This window comes from Marinilabiliales bacterium (genome assembly GCA_007695015.1).
In the GTDB taxonomy this organism is placed as follows: Bacteria; Bacteroidota; Bacteroidia; order Bacteroidales; family PUMT01; genus PXAP01.
In genome coordinates this window covers 15,461-35,886 of record REEN01000046.1, presented here as the reverse complement: position 1 = coordinate 35,886, position 20,426 = coordinate 15,461, and the positions used below count along the sequence as shown (strand labels likewise).

Below are 20,426 nucleotides of genomic sequence, written 5' to 3'. Positions count from 1 at the left end.
ATTTTTTTTCAGATCATATATATTTCCTGCTAAGGATTCTGATCGGTTGCTGAGATCATATCATTATTGTCAATCTCCGACTGTGGTATCTGGTAGATAAACAGGGGATGATTTGCAGGAAGTTCGAGGTAGAGCGGACTATTGGCGTAAGCCTGGTGGTTACTGCCGGTCCTGTCAAGGGGCCTCTGAAGGCGCCTTATGTCGCGCAATGAGAATCCCTCACCCCAGAGCTCAATCCTTCTCTCCAGATAGATCGCATCAAGAAGTGCCTGCCCGGTCTCGGTAACTGTTGGTGCTGTTTCAAACCTTACATTCCACAGCTCCTGAAGAAGCGCTTGTGATCCGCTGTCATCGCCAAGTTCAGCCCTTGCCTCAGCCTCGATAAGAAGCATCTCCTCGGGCCTCATCATTACGTAATCGGCAGCAAAGTTTTTGCCGCCGGGGCGTCCGGCATTGAACTTCAGGTTAATGTAATCCATGGTAATTCCCGCGGCAATGGTATAGGTCTGTATAAGCTCCTTCCTGATATCACCGTCCTGCATCTTGTCATAAAGCCTGCTGCTTACAACCTTGGGAGCAAGAGCAAGTCCGGTATACCCCGGAACCGTCATGTCGAGATGCGAGAAGAGCGAAGCATAAATAGTTGACTGCTCATCATCGATCTCAAGTCCCCACAGCCAGCTTTGCGCCTGGTAGCTGTCAAACCCGGCTGCGTACTGTGCCCTGGTGTTAAGGGCAACCCCCTGGCGGGCAGCGGCGGCATGATCCCTTGCCGCAGCCCAGTCCTGCATATATAGAGCTACGCGTGCCCTCAAACCATGAGCCACGTTGAGGTTGAGATCTGAAATATGCCTCCTGCCAACAGGAGTTGCAGTCATAATTGCAATGGCCTCATCGAGGTCATCAGCAGCCCTCTGGTAAACCTCCGAAAGTGGAGCCCTGGGGTTGCCCTCCTGTGTGGGCTCGGTGTAGATAGGCACACCGGGCGCACCTGGATCGGCAGCATAGGTCTGCTGGAACATCTCGGCCAGGTTGTGATAGGCATAGCCACGCAGTGCAAAAGCCTGGGCCTTGACATTGGCCCTCTCGGCAGCGCTGGCGGCAGAGGCATCATCAATGTTAACGAGTATATTGTTCACATTGTTGATGATACGGTAGAACTGCGACCATGTCCACCCCGGCCTGCGGTAACCGGCCTGATTGTTATCAAGACGATAATCCCATCCGAACCAGTGGTGATTAGTCTGAACCATATCCTCACCCATAAGGTCCATGGCATGATCGAGGGCTTTAACTCCGAACTGGTCGTGATTCGCCCTGAATGCACGCATGTCGCGCAGCACTCCGTCAATAACGGTCTGACATCCCTGTACAGTTGTAAACACATCTGCATCAGAGATCTGGTTAGTCGGCGCCGTCTCAAGGAAGTCCTCCGAGCAGGCGGCTGTAATGCCGACTATTATTAATAATATTAAACCAAATCTTTTCATATTTTTTTATTTTAGAAGTTCATACTAACACCAAATGTAACTGTACGCAGGGGAGTGTAGTTGTGTCCCTGCAAACCTCCGAAACTCTGTGTCGGATCCATACCCTGGAGCGATGTGAACGTGTACAGGTTGGTACCGGTCACAAATACGCGGGTATTGGACATTCCGATATTCTGAAGCAATGAAGCCGGGAGATTGTAACCCAGTGACACGCTCCTTATGCTCAGGTAATCACGGTCGAAAAGGAACCTCGACGATGTACCGTTAGCGTTCTGGTCGCCTATCAGTATGGGATTGTCAGTGTCAGTATTCTCAGGTGTCCAGCTGTCAAGTATGTCCTTGTGCCAGTGTGTTCCGTAGGTGCCGTTATGCATCAGCGACTGGTAAACTCCGTCAAGGACCTGTCCGCCCACACCAAAGTTAAGCATGAATGAGAAGTCGAAGTTGCCGACCCTCATGTTACTCGAAAAACTACCTTCAAAATCGGGAATTGAAGTACCCACATAGTAGCGGTCAGCCGCTCCAAAATTGGTGGTGGTTTCCCTTCCTGAGACTATACGTTCTCCATCGTCATCCAGCACCCAGTTGCCATCGGCGTCTTCCTCATAAGTGTCCATGTACCACATAACACGGCCTTCCTCATTGATACCTGCAAATTCCCTGATCCAGAAATCGTAAATCGACTTGCCAACTTCCCAGCGCTTCGTGCCGACTATCATCTCAGGCTGCGGAAGCTCGGTTATCTCGTTGGTGAAGTGTGAAAACATCAGATCGACGTTCCATACAAAATTCCTGGTCGACACAAGGTTGGCATTAACCTCGAGATCAATACCGGTGTTGCGTATCGCACCAATGTTGGCATCGATCGATGAGAAACCTGTTGATGGCGGTATGGGCCTCTGGAAAAGCAGTCCGTCACTCTCCTTAACATAGTACTCTATGTTGAACCCGAGCCTGTTGAAGATCCTGAAATCAAGTCCTACGTTCATGGTGTTGTTCCTTTCCCATGTAAGATCGGGAGTGGGAAGACGCGATGCAAGAAGTCCGGGGAACCCGAGGTTGTCCCAGCCCGTTGCATAAAGTCCCAGATACGCATAGTAACTCGGCAGTGCCTCATTACCAAGTGCACCATAGCTGGCCCTGAACACCATATTGTCAAGCCATACAAGGTTCTGCATGAAGTTCTCCTCACTCAGACGCCATGACGCGCCTACCGACCAGAAGTTACCCCAGCGGTAGTCAGGGTGGAAGCGGGATGAACCGTCAAGCCTGTAGCTGGCTGAGAAATAGTACCTGCTTGCATAGTCATAGTTGAGCCTGGAGAGGTAACTCTCAAGCCTGTGGTTATGCTCGTATGATCTTGATCCCTCAGCTGTTGCTGCAGCATCCAGCTCTACAAGTCCACCGAACGGAAATCCCGTACGGACGGCATTGACAAAGTTGAACTGGTACTGGGTACTCTCGTGGCCCACAAGTGCATCGATAGAGTGGTCGCCGAAGCTCCTGCCCCAGGTAAGCAACTGGTTTGCCGAGAAGTTCATGGTGCGCTGTGTCTCCCTGGTTGACCTGCCCGAAAATGCCTGTGCATCACCAAAAAGCGCATTCTGGTGGGTCAATCCGCTGAACCCGTAATAATCGGCGCTGGCATTCATAAGGAAATTGAAATCCTCAAGGAATGTGAACTCAACAAAACCGCGGCTGGTAAGTCCGTCACGCTTGTATTCACGGGTGTCAAGGGTAATGGTACCCAGCGGGTTGCTGTTGGAGATATATGCCCTGGCACGTCCGAAAGTCGCTCCGTAATCAGGCAGTTTGTTTCCGTCAGCATCAAGAACAGGTGTTCCGTCAAGATCATATTTGTATACCGGATAGATTGGTGCAACCATCCTCGAGAACATAAATGAGTTTACATAGGCTGTACCGCTGGCCTGGGGGAAGTTCTGAACAGATGTTGATCCGCCCAGGTTTATGCCAACCCTCACCCAGTCGCGCATCTGGCTCTCTGCGTTTGCACGGATGGCGAAACGGTCAAAGTTCGAAGCCCTGACGATACCCTCATCCTTGAGGTAGTTGGCCGAGATAAAGTATGTGGTCTGATCAACCCCTCCACTGGCGCTCAGCAGGTAGTCCTGCCTGATACCTGTACGGTGAAGCTCATCATACCAGTTGTCGGTCCACAACCGGCTGGCAGCAGGGTTGATGTTGCCATCGATAACAACCTGGTCGGGATCCACATTGTATGCGTTATAACCGCCAAGGCGTGGTATAAGGTTCGCCGAGGCATGGTTGCTCCAGAATGCTTCATCCTCATCAGTGTGTGTTGACCACCTTGCTTCGTTATAGATCCTGTTCCAGGTCTGCTCATAATACTGCGGAACAGATACCCTGTCATACTCGGGAATTCCGCGTTCGCTGTAACCAACATTGGCCCTGAAGTTGAAGTTGGTCTCGCCCGCACGTCCGCGTTTGGTGGTAATAAGAATTACACCGTTTGCACCACGCGACCCGTAGAGAGCGGTTGCCGAAGCATCCTTGAGAATGGTGATACTCTCAATATCTGCCACGGGTATGGTGTTGATATTCCCGCTGTAGGGGAACCCGTCAACAACGTAAAGCGGGCTGGCGTCAGCATTAACCGAGCCGAACCCACGGATACGGATATCGGCAGTCGCACCCGGCTGTCCGAGACCACTGGTGGCCTGGATACCCGATGACATACCTTCAAGTGCCTTTGAAAGATCGGCTACCTGAACCCTTTCAAGACGCTCGCTGCTGACCGTTGAGGCCGAACCCGTATAGCTTTCACGGCGGGCAGTGCCGTAAGCGATAACGATCACCTCATCAACAGCAAGAAGCTCCGGCTCAAGCTGAACATTAATAGTGGTACGACCTTCGATAGGCACCTCCTGGGTTGTCATTCCGACAAAGCTGAAAACCAGGACCTGACCATCAGCAGGCACACTGATACTGTAATTACCTTCAAAATTGGTAATAGCACCAATGCTTGTACCCTGTAACACAACAGCAACCCCAGGCAGCGGGGTGCCGTCCTCAGCACTGGTCACAGTGCCCGTAATCTGCACGGTTTGTGCCTGCAGTACAAATGCCCCGCAAAACACAAATAGTGACAGAAACATCATCATTTTTTTCATAGGTAAATTTTTAGGTTAACAAAAAGATTACGGTTAACTATTGTCTTGGATGCCGGCAGCAGGATTACCGGCAGGTCCTGAACAACAGAAATACATAATTATCCACCTGCAAATTTAAAAGAATTTTTCTTTTATGTTAATAAATCATTTTTTTTATTGTTTTTTTCTACGTACGATCAATCAGATAATCAATGTCAAACATTTCGAAACAGATCACTTTATAGATTTTCAGCCCGGAAGACAACCATGGGCAGACCCTGTTCTCCAGGGCTTTGGACCATACACGCAGGCCTCCGGCCCACTCCCGGATAACTGGCCCTTACATGGGCATTTAACCGGAAAATATTAATTTAGCAGACAATGTCAGCCGGTGCATTCACGTGCCCTGAAACGTTAATCAGTTAAACTTGAAGGTTGAGCAAACAGGAAAAATATACGGAAACCCCCCTGATGAAGCAATACAGCAGCATCAAGGCCAGGCATCCCGATGCAATCTTGCTGTTCAGGGTGGGTGATTTCTATGAGACTTTCGGCGAAGATGCCATAAAAGCTGCCGGGATCCTTGGAATAACACTTACCCGCCGGGCAAACGGCGCCGCTTCCTTTGTAGAGCTGGCCGGGTTCCCCCACCATGCCATTGACAATTACCTGCCCAGGCTGGTAAGGGCAGGCCAGCGTGTGGCAATATGCGAGCAGCTTGAAGATCCGAAGCTGGCAAAAAAGATCGTCAAAAGGGGGATCACCGAGCTTGTAACTCCCGGGGTATCACTCAACGACAATGTGCTGGAGCACAAGAAGAACAATTTCCTTGCATGTGTTCATATTGAAAAGAGCAGCGCAGGCGTGGCATTCCTCGACCTGTCAACCGGCGAGTTCATGGTCTCGCAGGGCAGCATTGAGTATGCCGACAAGCTGCTGAGCGGCTTCGAGCCCAGGGAGGTCCTTTATGAAAAGGGGAAGAAGGAGAGTTTTGAAAAAGCTTTCGGAAGCAGGTATTATACCTACAAACTTGATGAGTGGGCCTTCCACAATGACACGGCATACGAGAAGCTTACCTCCCATTTCAGGACACCGACACTCAAGGGATTCGGTGTCGAGGCCCTGACCCTGGGGATCACGGCAGCCGGTGCAGTGATGCACTACCTTGAATTGACCCGGCATGACCGGCTCGGACACGTAACCTCGCTTTCGCGGATTGACGGCGACCGCTATGTGTGGCTCGACAAGTTCACGGTCAGGAACCTTGAACTGTACTATTCCTATAACGAAGGTGCAAAAACCCTGATATCGGTCATAGACAGGACCCTGTCACCCATGGGCGGACGTATGCTGAAGCGGTGGATAAGCATGCCCCTGATGGATGCGGGCGAGATTAACAGAAGGCTTGATGCGGTAGAGTTCCTTGCAGGCGATACCGGCACTTCAGACCAACTGGCCGATGCCATAAAGCAAACCGGTGATCTCGAGCGCCTGGCGTCAAAGATATCGGTGGGGCGTATCAACCCCAGGGAGATGGTGCAGCTTAAAAATGCACTGGATTGTACAGCCAGGATAAAAGAGATATGTGGTGAGACAGGCTGCCCGCCGCTTGCTGATATCGCAGCCTCGATCGATGAATGCAAGGAATTGAAAAAGAACATTGCAGCCACTATAAAAGAGGACGCACCCAATGCCGTACAAAAGGGCAATGTAATTGCCTCAGGGGTGTCGGCTGAACTTGACGAGCTGCGCAACATACTGCATTCCGGCAAGGATTACCTGATAAACATGCAGCAGAGGGAAATTGAACGAACCGGCATTACATCCCTCAAGATTGGCTACAATAACGTCTTCGGGTATTACATAGAGGTTAGGAACACCCACAGGGACAAGGTGCCGGGCGAATGGAACAGGAAACAGACCCTGGTCAGCGGCGAGAGATACATTACGGCAGAACTGAAGGAGTATGAGGAGAAGATACTGGGGGCAGAGGAGAAAATACTTGCACTGGAAACGGAGCTTTTCAACCGGATCGTTGAAGATGCTGCTGCGCATATAGCCGCCATGCAGCAGACTGCTTCATCGGTTGCCCGCACAGACTGCCTCCTTGCATTCGCCAGGCTGGCAGAAGAGAACAACTACTGCAAACCCGAAGTTAATGATGGCACGGCAATTGACATCAGGCAGGGAAGGCATCCGGTGATAGAGCAGTCCCTCCCCCCGGGTGAGGAGTACATCGCCAACGACCTGTTCCTTGACGACAAAGAGCAGCAGATAATAATTGTTACTGGGCCAAACATGTCGGGTAAATCGGCGCTGCTCAGGCAGACCGCCCTGATAGTGCTGCTGGCGCAGACAGGATCTTTTGTGCCGGCACAGTCCGCCTCCATCGGGATCGTAGACAAGATATTCACCCGGGTAGGGGCATCAGACAACATTTCGCTCGGCGAATCGACCTTTATGGTCGAGATGAACGAGGCTGCAAGCATCCTTAACAATCTCTCCTCACGCAGCCTTATCCTGCTCGATGAAATAGGCAGGGGCACAAGTACGTACGACGGCATATCCATTGCCTGGGCCATGGCCGAGTTCATTCACGAATACCCGCACGGAAAGGCAAAGACGCTCTTCGCCACACACTACCACGAGCTGAACGAGATGGAGCACTCCTTCAGCCGCATAAAGAACTACAACGTTTCCATAAAAGAGATGGAGAACAGGGTTATTTTCCTGCGAAAGCTGGTTCGCGGCGGAACCGAACACAGCTTCGGCATACATGTTGCCCGCATGGCAGGCATGCCCAAAAGCGTTGTAAAAAGAGCCGGCGACATTCTTGCCGAGCTTGAAAAGTCGCATAACCGCCATTCACTTGCCAAACCTGTGGCATCACTGGCAGGCCAGCGTGAGGGATTGCAGCTCAGCATTTTCCAGATGGACGACCCGGTGCTTAAACAGATCCGTGACGAGATCATGAACCTTGACATCAATAACCTCACCCCTGTCGAGGCCCTGAACAAGCTCAACGAGATCAAAAAGATAACAGGCATTAAGGATAAAGATAATTAATACCCTTCCGGGGAAGATAACGCCAGGGAACGCCCGCACAAGATAACGCCCGGCAATTATCCCGGGCTGGTGAAAATGAACCCTGTTCCCACCCTTCCGGGGAAGGGAACGCCCGGCAGATATCCCGTGTTGGTGAAAATGAACCCTGCTCCCGCCCTTACGGGGAAGGGAACACCCGGCAGATATCCCGGGTTGGTGGAAATACCCATCTCCCGGCTTTTCGCAGACAGGAACATACGGCAGATATTTTTTGGATTTTTGCAAATCTGTTTTTTTGAAAAAAGGAAAAATGAATTAACTTTGCACCACCAACGCGGAAATAGCTCAGTTGGTAGAGCACGACCTTGCCAAGGTCGGGGTCGCGGGTTCGAGTCCCGTTTTCCGCTCCACTCCCGGAAGCAATTCCGGGTTTTTTTTATAATACCCTGCATGGTTTTGTTGCAGAATAACCGGCAATTTTCTTAATTTTACCCACTCAATACTGCCCGGGTGGTGGAATTGGTAGACACGCAGGACTTAAAATCCTGTGGCCATTGCGGCCGTGCGGGTTCAATTCCCGCCCCGGGTACTCAAAGCATGCAAAAGGATATTTCTTCGATACGCAGGGAATACAGGCTTAAGGAGCTGTCGGCCGCGGCAGTCCGCCCCTCCCCACTGGAACAGTTCGGCATATGGCTCGATGAGGCCATTTCGGCCAGGGTGCACGAACCGACTGCCATGACACTTGCCACTGCCGGCAGTGGCGGGCAGCCCTCGGCCAGGACTGTCCTCCTCAAGGATATCTCCGCAGACGGGTTGTCCTTCTTTACAAATTACGAAAGTAAGAAAGGTCGGCAACTGTCTGAGAACAGTCTGGCAGCACTGGTATTCTTCTGGCCTGAGCTGGAAAGGCAGGCCCGTTTTGAGGGAACAGTAGAAAGACTGCCAGGAAGCGAATCTGACCGCTACTTTGCCTCCCGCCCCCGCGAAAGCCGCATAGGAGCATGGGCCTCAAAACAGAGCAGCATGATCCTGTCACGTGAAGCACTAGAAAAAGAGGTCAGGCTCGTAACCAGCCGGTATCAGGACCTGGATATACCCCGTCCCCCGTTCTGGGGCGGCTACAGGCTGGTCCCGCACCTCGCCGAGTTCTGGCAGGGAAGGCCCGGCAGGCTGCATGACAGGATAGAGTACCGGCTGAAGAAAGGTTCCTGGAACATACAAAGACTCTCCCCCTGAACTCCGGGCAGCACTGCCAGATACTATCCCTGTAAATCTTATCAGTCATTACATTTAAACTCAGCCTGCTACATAATTTCTGCAGTCAGAACTTCAATTTTTATATGTTTGGTTATCAAGTGAACTACCTTCATCCCTGCCGGGAACGGTTTTCGATTCTGCCTGAAAACCAAAAAAATGTTAAATCAACCGCGGGCATTAAACTATTCTGCATTTTTTCATCTAAAGAGATGTGACCGGGTTTAACTTTCTTAAAAATTCAGAAAATGAGACATATAATATTTATTATAGCAGCATTTTTTCTTTTGCCACTGATGGTATCGGCTCAGCAGGGGCAACGCGGCCAGGGCGGACAACAGGGACAGGGCCGGCAAGCCGGCGGTCAGCAGGAGGTGGTTGTAACAGGTAAAGTGGCCGATGCCTCCGATGACAGCCCGCTTATAGGGGCGCACCTGTCGTTCGTGCACATCATGGATACCACACGCACCTTCCATACAACCACAGAGCATGACGGAAGCTTTTCCCTCAAGATGGCACGCGGACAGTACACCCTGAAGGTAAGCTATGTGGGATTCCAGACGTTGGTACTGGAGGGCGAGGAGGCAGTCAGGGCAATTGAAGAGGTAAATGATCTTGGCACGATCTACCTTGCCGAGGGCGCCTATCTTGACGAGGTGGAGGTTACAGGGTACAGGTCCGCCGCCAGGCTGAGAGGAGATACGCTCGATTTCGACGCCCAGGCTTTCAAGGTCAATCCCGATGCCAGCGCCGAGGACCTTGTCAGGCGGATGCCCGGAATCACCGTTGAAGGCGGCCGGGTCCAGGCACAGGGTGAAGATGTGAGGAGGGTGCTGGTCGACGGACGGGAATTCTTTGGAGAAGACCCCTCGATAGCGCTCAGGAACCTTCCTGCCGAGGTCATAGAACGCATCGAGGTATACGACCGGATGAGCGACCAGTCCGAGTTGACCGGCTTTGACGACGGCGAGCGCAGCAAGACCATCAACATAGTGACAAGGCTCGATACCAGGAGCGGCCAGTTCGGCCGGTTCTATTCGGGCTATGGCGGAGATGACCGTTACCAGGCGGGTATTGCAACCAACATATTCATGAACGACAGCCGCCTGTCTATTATCGGCATGAGCAACAACGTAAACGAACAGAACTTCTCGCGCGAAGATATTCTCAGCCTTGCCGGAGGGGCAATAAGAGGCGGTCGCAGCGGCGGTACGGGAGGCGGAATGGGCCGCACTGCACAGGGAGGCGGAGCCCCCGGAGGGGCACCGACGGGACACGTGACCGATTTCAGGGTCGGCACGCAGTACGGCGATAATACAACGCATGCCCTCGGACTTAACTACAGCGACATATGGCTCGACAACCGCCTGAATTTTACGGGCAGTTACTTTTTCAACATAGCCGACAACATAACCGACCAGTTTACCGACAGGCAGTATTTCATTGATGATAATGACAGCCAGTATTACCTGGAGGACAGTGAATCGAGCAGCAGGAACAGCAACCACAGGATGAACCTGAGGATGACCTTCGACATCGACGATAAAAACTCGGTAATCTTCACCCCCAGGCTGACCATGCAGAGCAACACGGCCGACAGCTACCTGGAGGCAAGGAACCTGTTCGAGGGCTATAACCTGAGCGAATCTTTCACCGGGTATGATTCAGACCTGAGCGGCTACAATTTCGGAAGCTCAATGGTATACAGGTACCGGTTCGACAAAACGGGGCGCACGATATCGGCAAACATGGGCGCCAACTTCAACAATAACGAGACCCTCTATTACCTGGACGCACTGAGCGAATACTTTGCCGGAGAGGGGGATCCGGCAGCGGGAGAGGCCGCGCTGAGCGATTACCTCAACCAGCGGTCCGACTCGGAAACCATAAATAACACACTATCATCAAATATCAATTATACCGAGCCCCTTGGCGAAAGATCAATGCTGCAGGTAAGCTACAATATTTCAAGAGCGGCAAACGAGACTGACCGGATAACCAACAGCTATGATACGTTAACAGGGTCGTACACCGGCTTTGAAGCTGAGCTGTCAAACAGGCTAAGCAGCAATTACCTGACCCAGAGAGGAGCTGCAGGCATTCTTTTCAGGGGTGATAATTTCAACCTTACGGCCGAGCTGGGTTATCAGCATGCATCGCTTACGGCCGACCAGGTCTTCCCTTATGAATTCGACCTGCAGAGAAGCTTCCAGAACTTTCTGCCCAGGGTAATGCTCACATATAACATTGAAAGAGGCAAAAGCCTGCGGTTCAATTACCGCACCAGCACCAGTCCCCCTTCAGTCACCCAGCTCCAGGAGGTTGTCGACAACTCCAACCCAATGCTTCTCTCATCGGGAAACCCCAACCTTGACCACAGCTACAGCCACTTTTTCATGACCCGTTACAACGCCACCAACACCGAAAAATCTACCAATTTCATGGCGTTCTTTTTCGGGAACATCGCCAACGACCATATAGGCAACTCAACCATCATTGCAAGGCAGGATACTACCCTTGCAAACGGTTACCAGCTCAGGAAAGGCTCGCAGTTCTCACAGCCGGTGAACCTTGACGGGTATGCAAACATCCGCTCAAACCTGATCTACGGGTTCCCCGTAAGGGCAATAAGGAGCAACCTCAACCTGAGCAGCGGACTTGGATGGGTGCGTACGCCAGGCCTGATCAATGATCGTACGAATATCTCAAACACATACTCTGCAAGCGGCGGGCTGATCCTGTCGAGCAACATCAGCCCCAATGTCGATTTCTCGGTATCCTACAACGCAAGCTACAACATAGTTGAAAACACGCTGCAACCGCAGCTTGACAACAACTATTTCCAGCAGACCAGCGGAACACGGTTCAGCTTCATCGTTTTCAACAACTGGGTTCTGCGAAGCGATATAAGCCACATTATGTATCGTGGACTGGGTGATGACTTTAACCAGGAATTCTTTCTGTGGAACATGAACGTCGGCAGAAAGCTGTTCAACAACAACCTGGGAGAGATAACCCTTAGCGTGTTCGATCTGCTCGACCAGAACAGGAATATAGTCAGGAACGTGTCAGATTCCTATATAGAGGACCTGCGCACCAACCAGCTTACCCGGTTCTTCATGCTTACCTTCACCTACAACCTGAGGAACTTCAACATGAGGCAGTCGTAGATTGCCACTGCCGGCCCGGCTTCGTGACGCCCCCGGTATTCTGCCCTCCGGTTGTCACCTCACCGGGACAACTGGTCATAATTTGAATTTACCGCGCCTCAAGCCAGGGGCCGCCCTTTGCAGGGAGCGGCCCCGTTTGTCAAACACAACTCTTGCTAAGATTAAAATTTCAGCCACTTCTCTTTGCTGCCTGCCGATTCAATGACTTTCTCGATGAACCTCATGCCGCGAACCCCGTCGTGCACAGTGGGGAAATCAAGGTATGCGGGATCGACAGGCAGGTTTTCCCTTCTCTGGTGAAGGGCATGTGCAACATTCTTGTAGATATTGGCAAAAGCCTCAATGTATCCCTCGGGGTGACCACCCGGGACCCTGAGGTTCCACCTTGCTATTTCAGAAAGGTATTCGTGGTTCTTTCCGGCCCTCAATACTTTTGCGGGTTCATTATGCATCCTGAGAAGCAGAGTATTCGGCTCCTGCTGACCCCATGCCAGTCCGCCTTTCTCTCCATAAACCCTTATATTCACATCATTTTCTTCTCCTGCTGCAATTTGCGAGGCCCACAGAACACCTTTGGCACCTCCTTCAAAACGCAGCAATACAGCTATATCATCATCAAGAGTACGTCCGGGCACAAAAGCGTTTATATCTGCACAAAGCTCCGATATCTGCAAACCGGTAATATATTCTGCCAGGTTTTCGGCATGGGTGCCGATATCGCCAAGGCAGCCTCCCGGGCCGCTGTAACGCGGATCAGAACGCCATGCAGCCTGCTGGTTGCCCTCTTTTTCCAGTGGAGTAGAGAGCCATCCCTGCGGGTATTCTACCACGATCTTACGGACCGGACCAATCTGGTTTTTGGAGACAAGGTGCCTTGCCTCCTTGACCATCGGGTATCCGGTGTAGGTATGGGTGAGGGCAAAAAGCAGGCCGGTCTCATCAACCTTTTTGGCCAGTTTGACCGCCTCATCATGCGAAATTGTAACCGGCTTGTCACAAACAACATTGAATCCTTTATCCAGGGCCTCCATTGCAATGGGGAAATGGAGATGGTTTGGAGTGGTTATGGCAACCATATCCATTCTGACATCATCGGGCAGCGCAGCCTCTTTTTCCATCATCTCCTTCCAGGTGCCGTAGGCACGGTCGGAAGATACATGATATATACCTGCCGAGGCCTTCGACTTTTCAGGATCGGCATCAAAAGCACCGCAAACCAGTTCAATATATCCGTCCATCATGGCAGCCCTGAAATGGACCGGCCCGATGAATGACCCGGGACCGCCTCCAACAAGCCCCATTCTGATTTTTCTGTTCATTTCTGTTGATTTTTGTGGTTATTAGTTTATGCTGATTTAAGTTATTACGGAAATTAAATCCAGTGCAATTTAAAAAACCGTGGAATTATTCCCAAATATAAAATACACCAAAAGCTCTTCAGGCCGAATGTTAAAAAAGGTTAACCTGCACGGAAAGTCAACCGGATTATCGCTGATCTGCAGTTTTTTTACTCTTTTTACCTCCGGCTTACAGGTAAATGAATTGTTTATTATTGATATTAATATTGACCTAATTAAGATAAATTTGTATTTTGGCAGAATGTTTTGCATCACGGTCTTTTTAAAATATTTTACATAATAACCGCTTAATACCAATTCTAATTACTAACTAAATTCACCTAAAATGGATAAAAAAATCTCAAGAAGAAAGTTCATCGGCAACACGGCCATGGCAGCTGCGGGGCTTACCATCCTTCCCAGCAACGTGGTGAGCGGACTGGGACATAAGGCGCCCAGCGACAAGCTCAATATCGTCTGTGTCGGTATTGGAGGAATGGGTTCCCAAATCCTCAGGAACCTTGAGAGCGAAAACATCATTGCTCTCTGTGATATTGACTGGAGATACAGTAAACCTGTTTTTGAACGGTACCCAAATGCTAAAAGATACTGGGACTACCGTAAAATGTTTGATGAAATGGGTGGGGAGATAGATGGTGTCGCAGTCGCCACATCAGACCATACCCACGCAATCATTGCAGCAGATGCGATGACCATGGGCAAGCATGTTTATGTTGAGAAGCCGCTGACCCATACTGTTTATGAATCACGCCTTCTTACAAAACTTGCTGAGAAGTACAAAGTAGCTACTCAGATGAATAACTGGGGAGCCTCCCAGGAAGGTGTAAACCTGTGCCGTGAATGGATTGCCAACGGCGAGATCGGAGAGGTTACCAGGGTCGATGCGTTTACCGACAGGCCGATATGGCCACAGGGACTTAACACTCCCGAAGAGGTTCATCCCATTCCCGACACCATGAACTGGGATCTTTTCATAGGCCCCGCACCCATGCGTCCTTACAACGAGATCTACACCCCCTGGAACTTCCGCGGATGGTGGGACTTCGGAACAGGCGCACTCGGGGATATGGCACCCCATATTCTTCATCCCGTCTTCATGGGTCTTGAACTGACCTATCCAACAAGGGTACAGGGTACTTCAACAATGCTGTTGGTTGACTGTGCACCCGTTGCTCAAAAAGTAAAGTTTGTTTACCCGGCCAGGACCCCGAGCAGCAACCTGAAGATCAACCTTCCCGAAGTTGTTGTTAACTGGTACGACGGCGGTATACGTCCCGAAATGCCCGACGGCTGGCCTGCCGGCAGAAACATGGACAATGGCGGTGGCGGCGTAATCTTCTACGGAACAAAAGACATACTCGTAGCAGGTTGTTATGGCCGTGATCCATGGCTGCTTTCAGGCCGCGTACCCGATGCACCGAAATTCGTGCGCAGGGTGCCGACCAACCATTACCAGGACTGGGCGCGTGCCTGCAAGGAGAGTCCGGAGAACAGGGTTGAAACAGCTTCAGCCTTCCATGAGGCCGGACCTTTCAACGAAATGGTCGTGATGGGTGTTCTTGCCGTACGCCTTCAGTCGCTCCACAAGGAGCTTGAGTGGGACGGAGAGAACATGAGGTTCACCAACATCGGCGACGATGAGACGATCCGCACTATAATCCGTGACGGATTTAAGATAGAGGATGGCCACCCGACATTCGCCAGGGACATGACAGACCCGGTTAATGCAAAACAGTTTGCTTCTGATCTTATCAAAACACCTTACAGGGAAGGCTGGAAACTTGTGCCCATGCCCACCTAGAGGTTCTTGATCCCATTATTAAAAAGCGACTGCCTGACGGTGACCAAAACACCCCGGGCAGTCGTTTTGGTTATATCAACACAGCAACAACCTGAATTACCTGAACACGACGCAACAATTAAAACTCAATCAGAACTAATAAAACGAAATGCCATGGAAAAAATGCATTTAACCTTTTTCGCAACTATTCTCCTGGTATTTACCCTGGCCTGGTCGTGCGGCCCTGCGGCCGACCGCACGGCAGAAGCTGAAGTTGCACCAAACACTCTTTCAGAGCAGGAAAAAGAGGAAGGATTTATCCTCCTTTTTGACGGGGAGACAACTACCGGATGGCGCTCCTATAACGGCGAGGACTTTCCCGGGGAGGGCTGGGCCGTTGAAGACGGCACACTGCGTTGCACCGGCAGTGGAGGCGATATTGTATATGATGGCACATTCCTGGATTTTCACCTTAAAGTGGACTGGAAAATATCTGAAGGCGGCAACAGCGGCATCTTCTATCTCGGGCAGGAAATACCCGGAAGGCCCATATGGCATACGGCCCCCGAATTCCAGGTACTTGACAATGAACGTCACCCCGATGCACAGCAGGGGATTGACGGGAACCGGAAAGCTGCTTCACTCTACGACATACTTCCGGCCGTACCACAGAATACCAGGCCTGCAGGTGAGTGGAACAACGCAGAGATAATCGTGTACCGCGGAACAGTATTCCACCGCCAGAATGGCGAGGATGTCCTTGAGTACCATCTTGACACTCCTGAATTTCAGCAGATGGTCGAAGAGAGCAAGTTTGACGCCGGACTTTTCGGCAAGTATATAGAAGGGGTGATCGGACTCCAGGACCATGGTGATGATGTATGGTTCAGGAACATTAAATTGAGGGAATACTAAAAACTGACGATCAAAAAGAGGTAACTGATCACTGCCACGGTGCAATTAACGGCTACATGCAGTGTATGTGTTTCAGTACCAGCTCTCTGATAGCTTCATTATTGCCATAAAGACGCTCGCTGAGGTTCCTGTCGTCATAAGCCCTCAGCCTTTCGGCAACATTTTTAAGAACTCCCGGCGGGAAGACTCCGTTTTTCTCAAAAACAGACTTCTTTGCCTCAAGCGCAGATGCAGAATCCCAGCATGAGGCAGGAAGCTTTTCAAGTCCTGCCAGCCTCTCCCTGTGTTCATCGCTGAAAATATTGACATCCACATACAGATCCTCCGCCAGCTTAAGTGCATTGTCCATTTCAAGTCCGTGCCCCGCCGCCACAACAAGTCCCGCCATCAACAGGTAAATGTCGGCCGACCCGTCAGGCGAGCGAAACTCGACCGTCTGTTTCCCACCATAATCGGCAGTATTAATCTTTTCACCGGGATTGGCATCGTTGATCATGTTGTTCTCCCCCAGCCATCCGAGAGGGACGCGCACAAGCACGGAGCGGTTCCTGTCGCCCCAGCAGATGCTGGTGGGCGCCTCCTGGTGCGGAACCAGTCTCAGATATGACGTTGGAATAGTATTGCCAAAGGCTGTCAGGGCAGAGGCGCAGTCAAGCCATCCTGCCACCATCTTCCTTGCAGTATCGCTCAAAACCCCGTTGCGGATCATCAGGTTCACCCCCTCCTTTTCCAGCATCGCGTGAACGTGCATGCCGCTGCCTGCTTTGCCTACAGTTATCTTTGGGGCAAAACTTATCTCAACGCCGTATTTGAATGCAAGCATCCGCAGTATCCATTTGGCAATGATAAGCTGGTCGGCCGCATCCTCCACATCGCAGGGAAGAAACTCTATCTCATGCTGTTCAAACAGCTCATTGTCCCTCGTAAAGCTTCCAACCTCGGCATGGCCGTATTTGGTCCTGCCGCCTGCCTTTGCAATCAAAAGCAGGGCCTCGGAACGCAGCTTCTCAAACTTGGCGTATGGCTCCGATGCATGATACCCCTTCTGGTCGACCGGAGGGAAAAAATCGTGACGGGGACTGTTAACGTAGTATTCCAGTTCCCCCAGTGCGAGGAATTTAAATCCCGTACGGGCGGTGAAGTCACTGTGAGCCTTGCTGAGTATGTACCGGGGATCGCTCTCCAGCGGATGTCCTTCACTATTGTAAAAAGAGCAAAGGATATCCAGGGTCGGGACACCGGCAAACGGGTTAACAAAGGCGGTACGGTATCGTGGCACCACATAAAGATCACTGGATCCGGCCTCAATGAATGAAAACAGGCTTGATCCGTCAACACGTTCACCCTGTGTAAGGACCGTCTCCAGGTGCTCCTTGCCGGAGATCACAAAATTGAGGGTTTTCAGCTTCCCGTCTTCTGCCACGTACCTGAAGTTCAGCATCTCAATCCCGTTCTCTTCAATATACCTGACAATATCATCCCTGGTGAACCGGTCGGCCGGTTTTTTAAGGAACCTCACCAGCTCATTAGGGTTCAGTTTAATATCTGATTGATGCATCTTGATCTGTATTTATCATTTAAAACATGCTAAACTAAGCAGAATGCAACAAAAAAAACATGATTTTTTGCCTTCATCAGGCCTTCAGGCTATTCAGCCTCTCTTCGAGAGCTGTAATCCTGCTTTCGGCATCAGACTTCTTTGCCATTTCATTCTTGACGACCTTATCCGGTGCATTTTTCACAAAACGCTCATTATCCAGCTTCTTCATAACCGAATTCAGAAATCCACGGGCATACTCCAGCTCTTTTTGCAGTTTTGCCATCTCCTCCTCCGGATCAAGCTTTCCTTCCATGGGCACGAAAAATGCCGTGGTCCCGACCATGAATGAAATAGCACCGGGGGACTCATACTCTGTTTCGCTGATTTCAGACAGGTTGGCAAGACGGGCTATCACCTGTTCAAACGGGGGCATGCCCATCTTCTCTCCGGACAGTACCTGGAGTGAAAGTGGCTCTTTTTGGGGGATGTTCTTTTCAGCCCTGATATTGCGGAGTGAACTGACTACTTCCATGGCAATGCTGAAGTCGGAAAGCAATTTCTTCTGCACTTTACCTGTCCCTGGCATCTGTGCTGTCACAATGCTCTCCCCCTCCTTCCTCTTTTCCAGCCTCTGCCACAGCTCTTCGGTAATAAAGGGCATTATCGGATGCAGCAGCCTGAGAAGCCGGTCGAAAAAGCGGGTGGTCGCCTTGCGGGTCTCAGCATCCAGCGGCTGCCTGTATGCCGGTTTTACTATCTCCAGGTACCATGAAGAAAAATCATCCCAGAAAAGCCTGTACAGAAGCATAAGAGCCTCTGAAAGCCTGTAGGTTTCATATAGTCTCTCAAGGCGGCCCACAGCCTCTGTCAGTCTGGTATCGAACCATTCGACAGCCTGTTGCGAATGGAGGGGCTGAGCAGCATTTTCGTCTGTTTCCCAGCCCTTGACAAGGCGGAAGGCATTCCATATCTTATTGGAGAAATTCCTTCCCTGCCCGGTGAGACTCTCATCAAACAAAAGGTCGCCTCCTGCAGGAGAACAGAGCAGCATACCCACCCTTACCCCGTCGGCCCCGAATTTCTTTATGAGCTCCAGTGGCTCAGGTGAGTTACCGAGGGACTTGGACATTTTCCTGCCAAGCTTGTCACGCACTATGCCTGTTAGATAAACACTTCTGAAGGGCTTTTCTTTCGGGTATTCGTACCCGGCCATGATCATGCGGGCAACCCAGAAGAACAGTATTTCGGGTGCCGTAACGAGGTCGTCGGTCGGATAATAATACTTATAATCCGGGTTATCCGGTTTTCTGATGCCGTCGAACACTGCAACGGGCCATAACCAGGATGAGAACCATGTGTCAAGCACATCTTCATCCTGACGGATATCCTGCAAGGTCAGACTGTCATTACCGGTCTTTTCCCTGGCAAGCCTGAGCGCCTCATCAGGGGTCTTTGCAACGACAAAATCATTGCCACCCGCGATATACCAGGCAGGGATCCTGTGTCCCCACCATAACTGGCGGGATATGCACCAGTCCTTTATATTCTCCATCCAGTGCCTGTAGGTATTCCTGAATTTGGCAGGGTAGAACCTGATATTATCGTTCATAACGTTTTCGAGCGCCGGTCCGGCCAGCTCACCCATCCGGCAGAACCACTGCATTGAGAGCCGTGGTTCAATGGCTGCATCTGTTCGCTCGGAATAGCCGACCTTGTTGACATAGTCCTCAACCTTCACCATATACCCCTCACCGGTAAGCTTTTTCACTGCAGCATCCCTGGCCTCAAACCTGTCCATCCCGATGAATATCTCCGCCTTTTCACCAAGGGTACCGTCGTCATTGAAAATATCTATAACCGGCAGGTTATGCCTGATCCCTATCTCATAGTCATTAATGTCGTGGGCAGGGGTTATTTTCAGGGCTCCCGTACCGAATTCCATGTCAACGTAACTGTCGGTTATTAACGGGACCACCCTGTTAACCATTGGTACAACCACATTTTTACCGTGCAGATGCCTGAAACGGTCGTCAGCCGGGTTAACACTCACAGCAGTATCTCCCAGGATGGTTTCCGGCCTGGTGGTGGCTATCACCACCCACTCATCCCCGCCCTCTACCCTGTAACGCACGTGGTAAAGCTTTGAACTGACCTCCCTGTATATTACCTCCTCGTCTGATACGGCGGTCTTCGCCTGCGGGTCCCAGTTGACCATTCTTACACCACGGTATATCAGCCCCTTCTTATAGAGGTCGGTAAAAACATCAAAAACGCTCTCTGAATAGCCTTCATCCATCGTGAAGACTGTCCGCGACCAGTCACACGAAGCACCCAGTTTCTTCAGCTGTTCCAGTATAATGCCCCCATGCTCTTCTTTCCATGCCCATGCATGCTCAAGAAATTCCTTCCGCGAAAGCTTCGATTTATCAATCCCTTTATCTTTAAGCCTGGCAACAACCCTTGCTTCCGTTGCAATGGAAGCATGATCGGTACCCGGCACCCAGCAGGCATTCTTTCCCTGCATCCTGGCCCGCCTCACAAGTATGTCCTGAATCGTGTTGTTCAGCATATGCCCCATATGCAGGACCCCGGTCACATTGGGGGGAGGGATAACTATTGTATACGGCTGCCTCTCATCGGGCACCGACCTGAACAGGCCGTTGTCAAGCCAGTATTTGTACCACTTCTCTTCAGTGACTGCAGGGTTGTACTTTGAAGGAATATCCATCTGAAAATATCT

Annotated in this window: 11 protein-coding genes and 2 tRNA genes; 7 read left to right on the top strand and 6 right to left on the bottom strand. The window is 51.0% G+C overall.

What is annotated here, in order from left to right; translation table 11 throughout:
- Nucleotides 1-29: 29 nt before the first annotated feature.
- Both EA408_05015 and EA408_05010 read right to left on the bottom strand, forming a co-directional pair.
- Nucleotides 30-1,490: a RagB/SusD family nutrient uptake outer membrane protein gene (locus tag EA408_05015; GenBank protein ID TVR73342.1), complete on the bottom strand. Its 1,461-nt coding sequence runs from the start codon at nucleotides 1,488-1,490 to the stop codon at nucleotides 30-32.
- Nucleotides 1,491-1,501: 11 nt separating this feature from the next.
- On the bottom strand, nucleotides 1,502-4,642 hold the full coding sequence (locus EA408_05010; GenBank protein TVR73341.1) for a TonB-dependent receptor: 3,141 nt from the start codon (nucleotides 4,640-4,642) through the stop codon (nucleotides 1,502-1,504).
- Between the two features lie 450 nt (nucleotides 4,643-5,092).
- Here EA408_05010 and mutS point away from each other — a divergent pair, with 450 nt between their 5' ends.
- From mutS to EA408_04985, 5 genes are all read left to right on the top strand, one after another.
- On the top strand, nucleotides 5,093-7,687 hold the full coding sequence (gene mutS / locus EA408_05005) for a DNA mismatch repair protein MutS (GenBank protein ID TVR73368.1): 2,595 nt from the start codon (nucleotides 5,093-5,095) through the stop codon (nucleotides 7,685-7,687).
- A 313-nt stretch (nucleotides 7,688-8,000) separates the two neighbouring features.
- Nucleotides 8,001-8,076: transfer RNA gene (locus EA408_05000), tRNA-Gly, on the top strand.
- A gap of 94 nt (nucleotides 8,077-8,170) precedes the next feature.
- Nucleotides 8,171-8,255: transfer RNA gene (locus EA408_04995), tRNA-Leu, on the top strand.
- Nucleotides 8,256-8,263: 8 nt separating this feature from the next.
- Nucleotides 8,264-8,905 carry a pyridoxamine 5'-phosphate oxidase gene (gene pdxH, locus EA408_04990; GenBank protein TVR73340.1) on the top strand — a complete coding sequence of 214 codons (642 nt, stop codon included), beginning with the start codon at nucleotides 8,264-8,266 and terminating at the stop codon, nucleotides 8,903-8,905.
- Nucleotides 8,906-9,171: 266 nt separating this feature from the next.
- Nucleotides 9,172-12,093, top strand: coding sequence for a TonB-dependent receptor (locus tag EA408_04985; protein TVR73339.1), 2,922 nt, complete (start codon nucleotides 9,172-9,174; stop codon nucleotides 12,091-12,093).
- A gap of 161 nt (nucleotides 12,094-12,254) precedes the next feature.
- On the opposite strand, the gene EA408_04980 is transcribed toward EA408_04985, so the two are convergent.
- Together EA408_04980 and EA408_04975 are read right to left on the bottom strand one after the other, a co-directional pair.
- Nucleotides 12,255-13,412 carry a gfo/Idh/MocA family oxidoreductase gene (locus EA408_04980; protein TVR73338.1) on the bottom strand — a complete coding sequence of 386 codons (1,158 nt, stop codon included), beginning with the start codon at nucleotides 13,410-13,412 and terminating at the stop codon, nucleotides 12,255-12,257.
- Between the two features lie 69 nt (nucleotides 13,413-13,481).
- Complete coding sequence (locus EA408_04975) at nucleotides 13,482-13,703, bottom strand: hypothetical protein (protein ID TVR73337.1); 222 nt, start codon at nucleotides 13,701-13,703, stop codon at nucleotides 13,482-13,484.
- 73 nt (nucleotides 13,704-13,776) lie between these two features.
- On the opposite strand from EA408_04975, the gene EA408_04970 reads away from it, so the two are divergent.
- Both EA408_04970 and EA408_04965 read left to right on the top strand, forming a co-directional pair.
- Nucleotides 13,777-15,252 carry a gfo/Idh/MocA family oxidoreductase gene (locus EA408_04970; protein TVR73336.1) on the top strand — a complete coding sequence of 492 codons (1,476 nt, stop codon included), beginning with the start codon at nucleotides 13,777-13,779 and terminating at the stop codon, nucleotides 15,250-15,252.
- Between the two features lie 153 nt (nucleotides 15,253-15,405).
- A complete protein-coding gene (locus tag EA408_04965) occupies nucleotides 15,406-16,146 on the top strand; it encodes a DUF1080 domain-containing protein (GenBank protein ID TVR73335.1) in 741 nt (246 codons plus the stop codon).
- A 52-nt stretch (nucleotides 16,147-16,198) separates the two neighbouring features.
- On the opposite strand, the gene EA408_04960 is transcribed toward EA408_04965, so the two are convergent.
- On the bottom strand, nucleotides 16,199-17,704 hold the full coding sequence (locus tag EA408_04960) for a glutamine synthetase (protein ID TVR73334.1): 1,506 nt from the start codon (nucleotides 17,702-17,704) through the stop codon (nucleotides 16,199-16,201).
- 76 nt (nucleotides 17,705-17,780) lie between these two features.
- Nucleotides 17,781-20,414: a valine--tRNA ligase gene (locus EA408_04955; GenBank protein ID TVR73367.1), complete on the bottom strand. Its 2,634-nt coding sequence runs from the start codon at nucleotides 20,412-20,414 to the stop codon at nucleotides 17,781-17,783.
- Nucleotides 20,415-20,426: the final 12 nt, after the last annotated feature.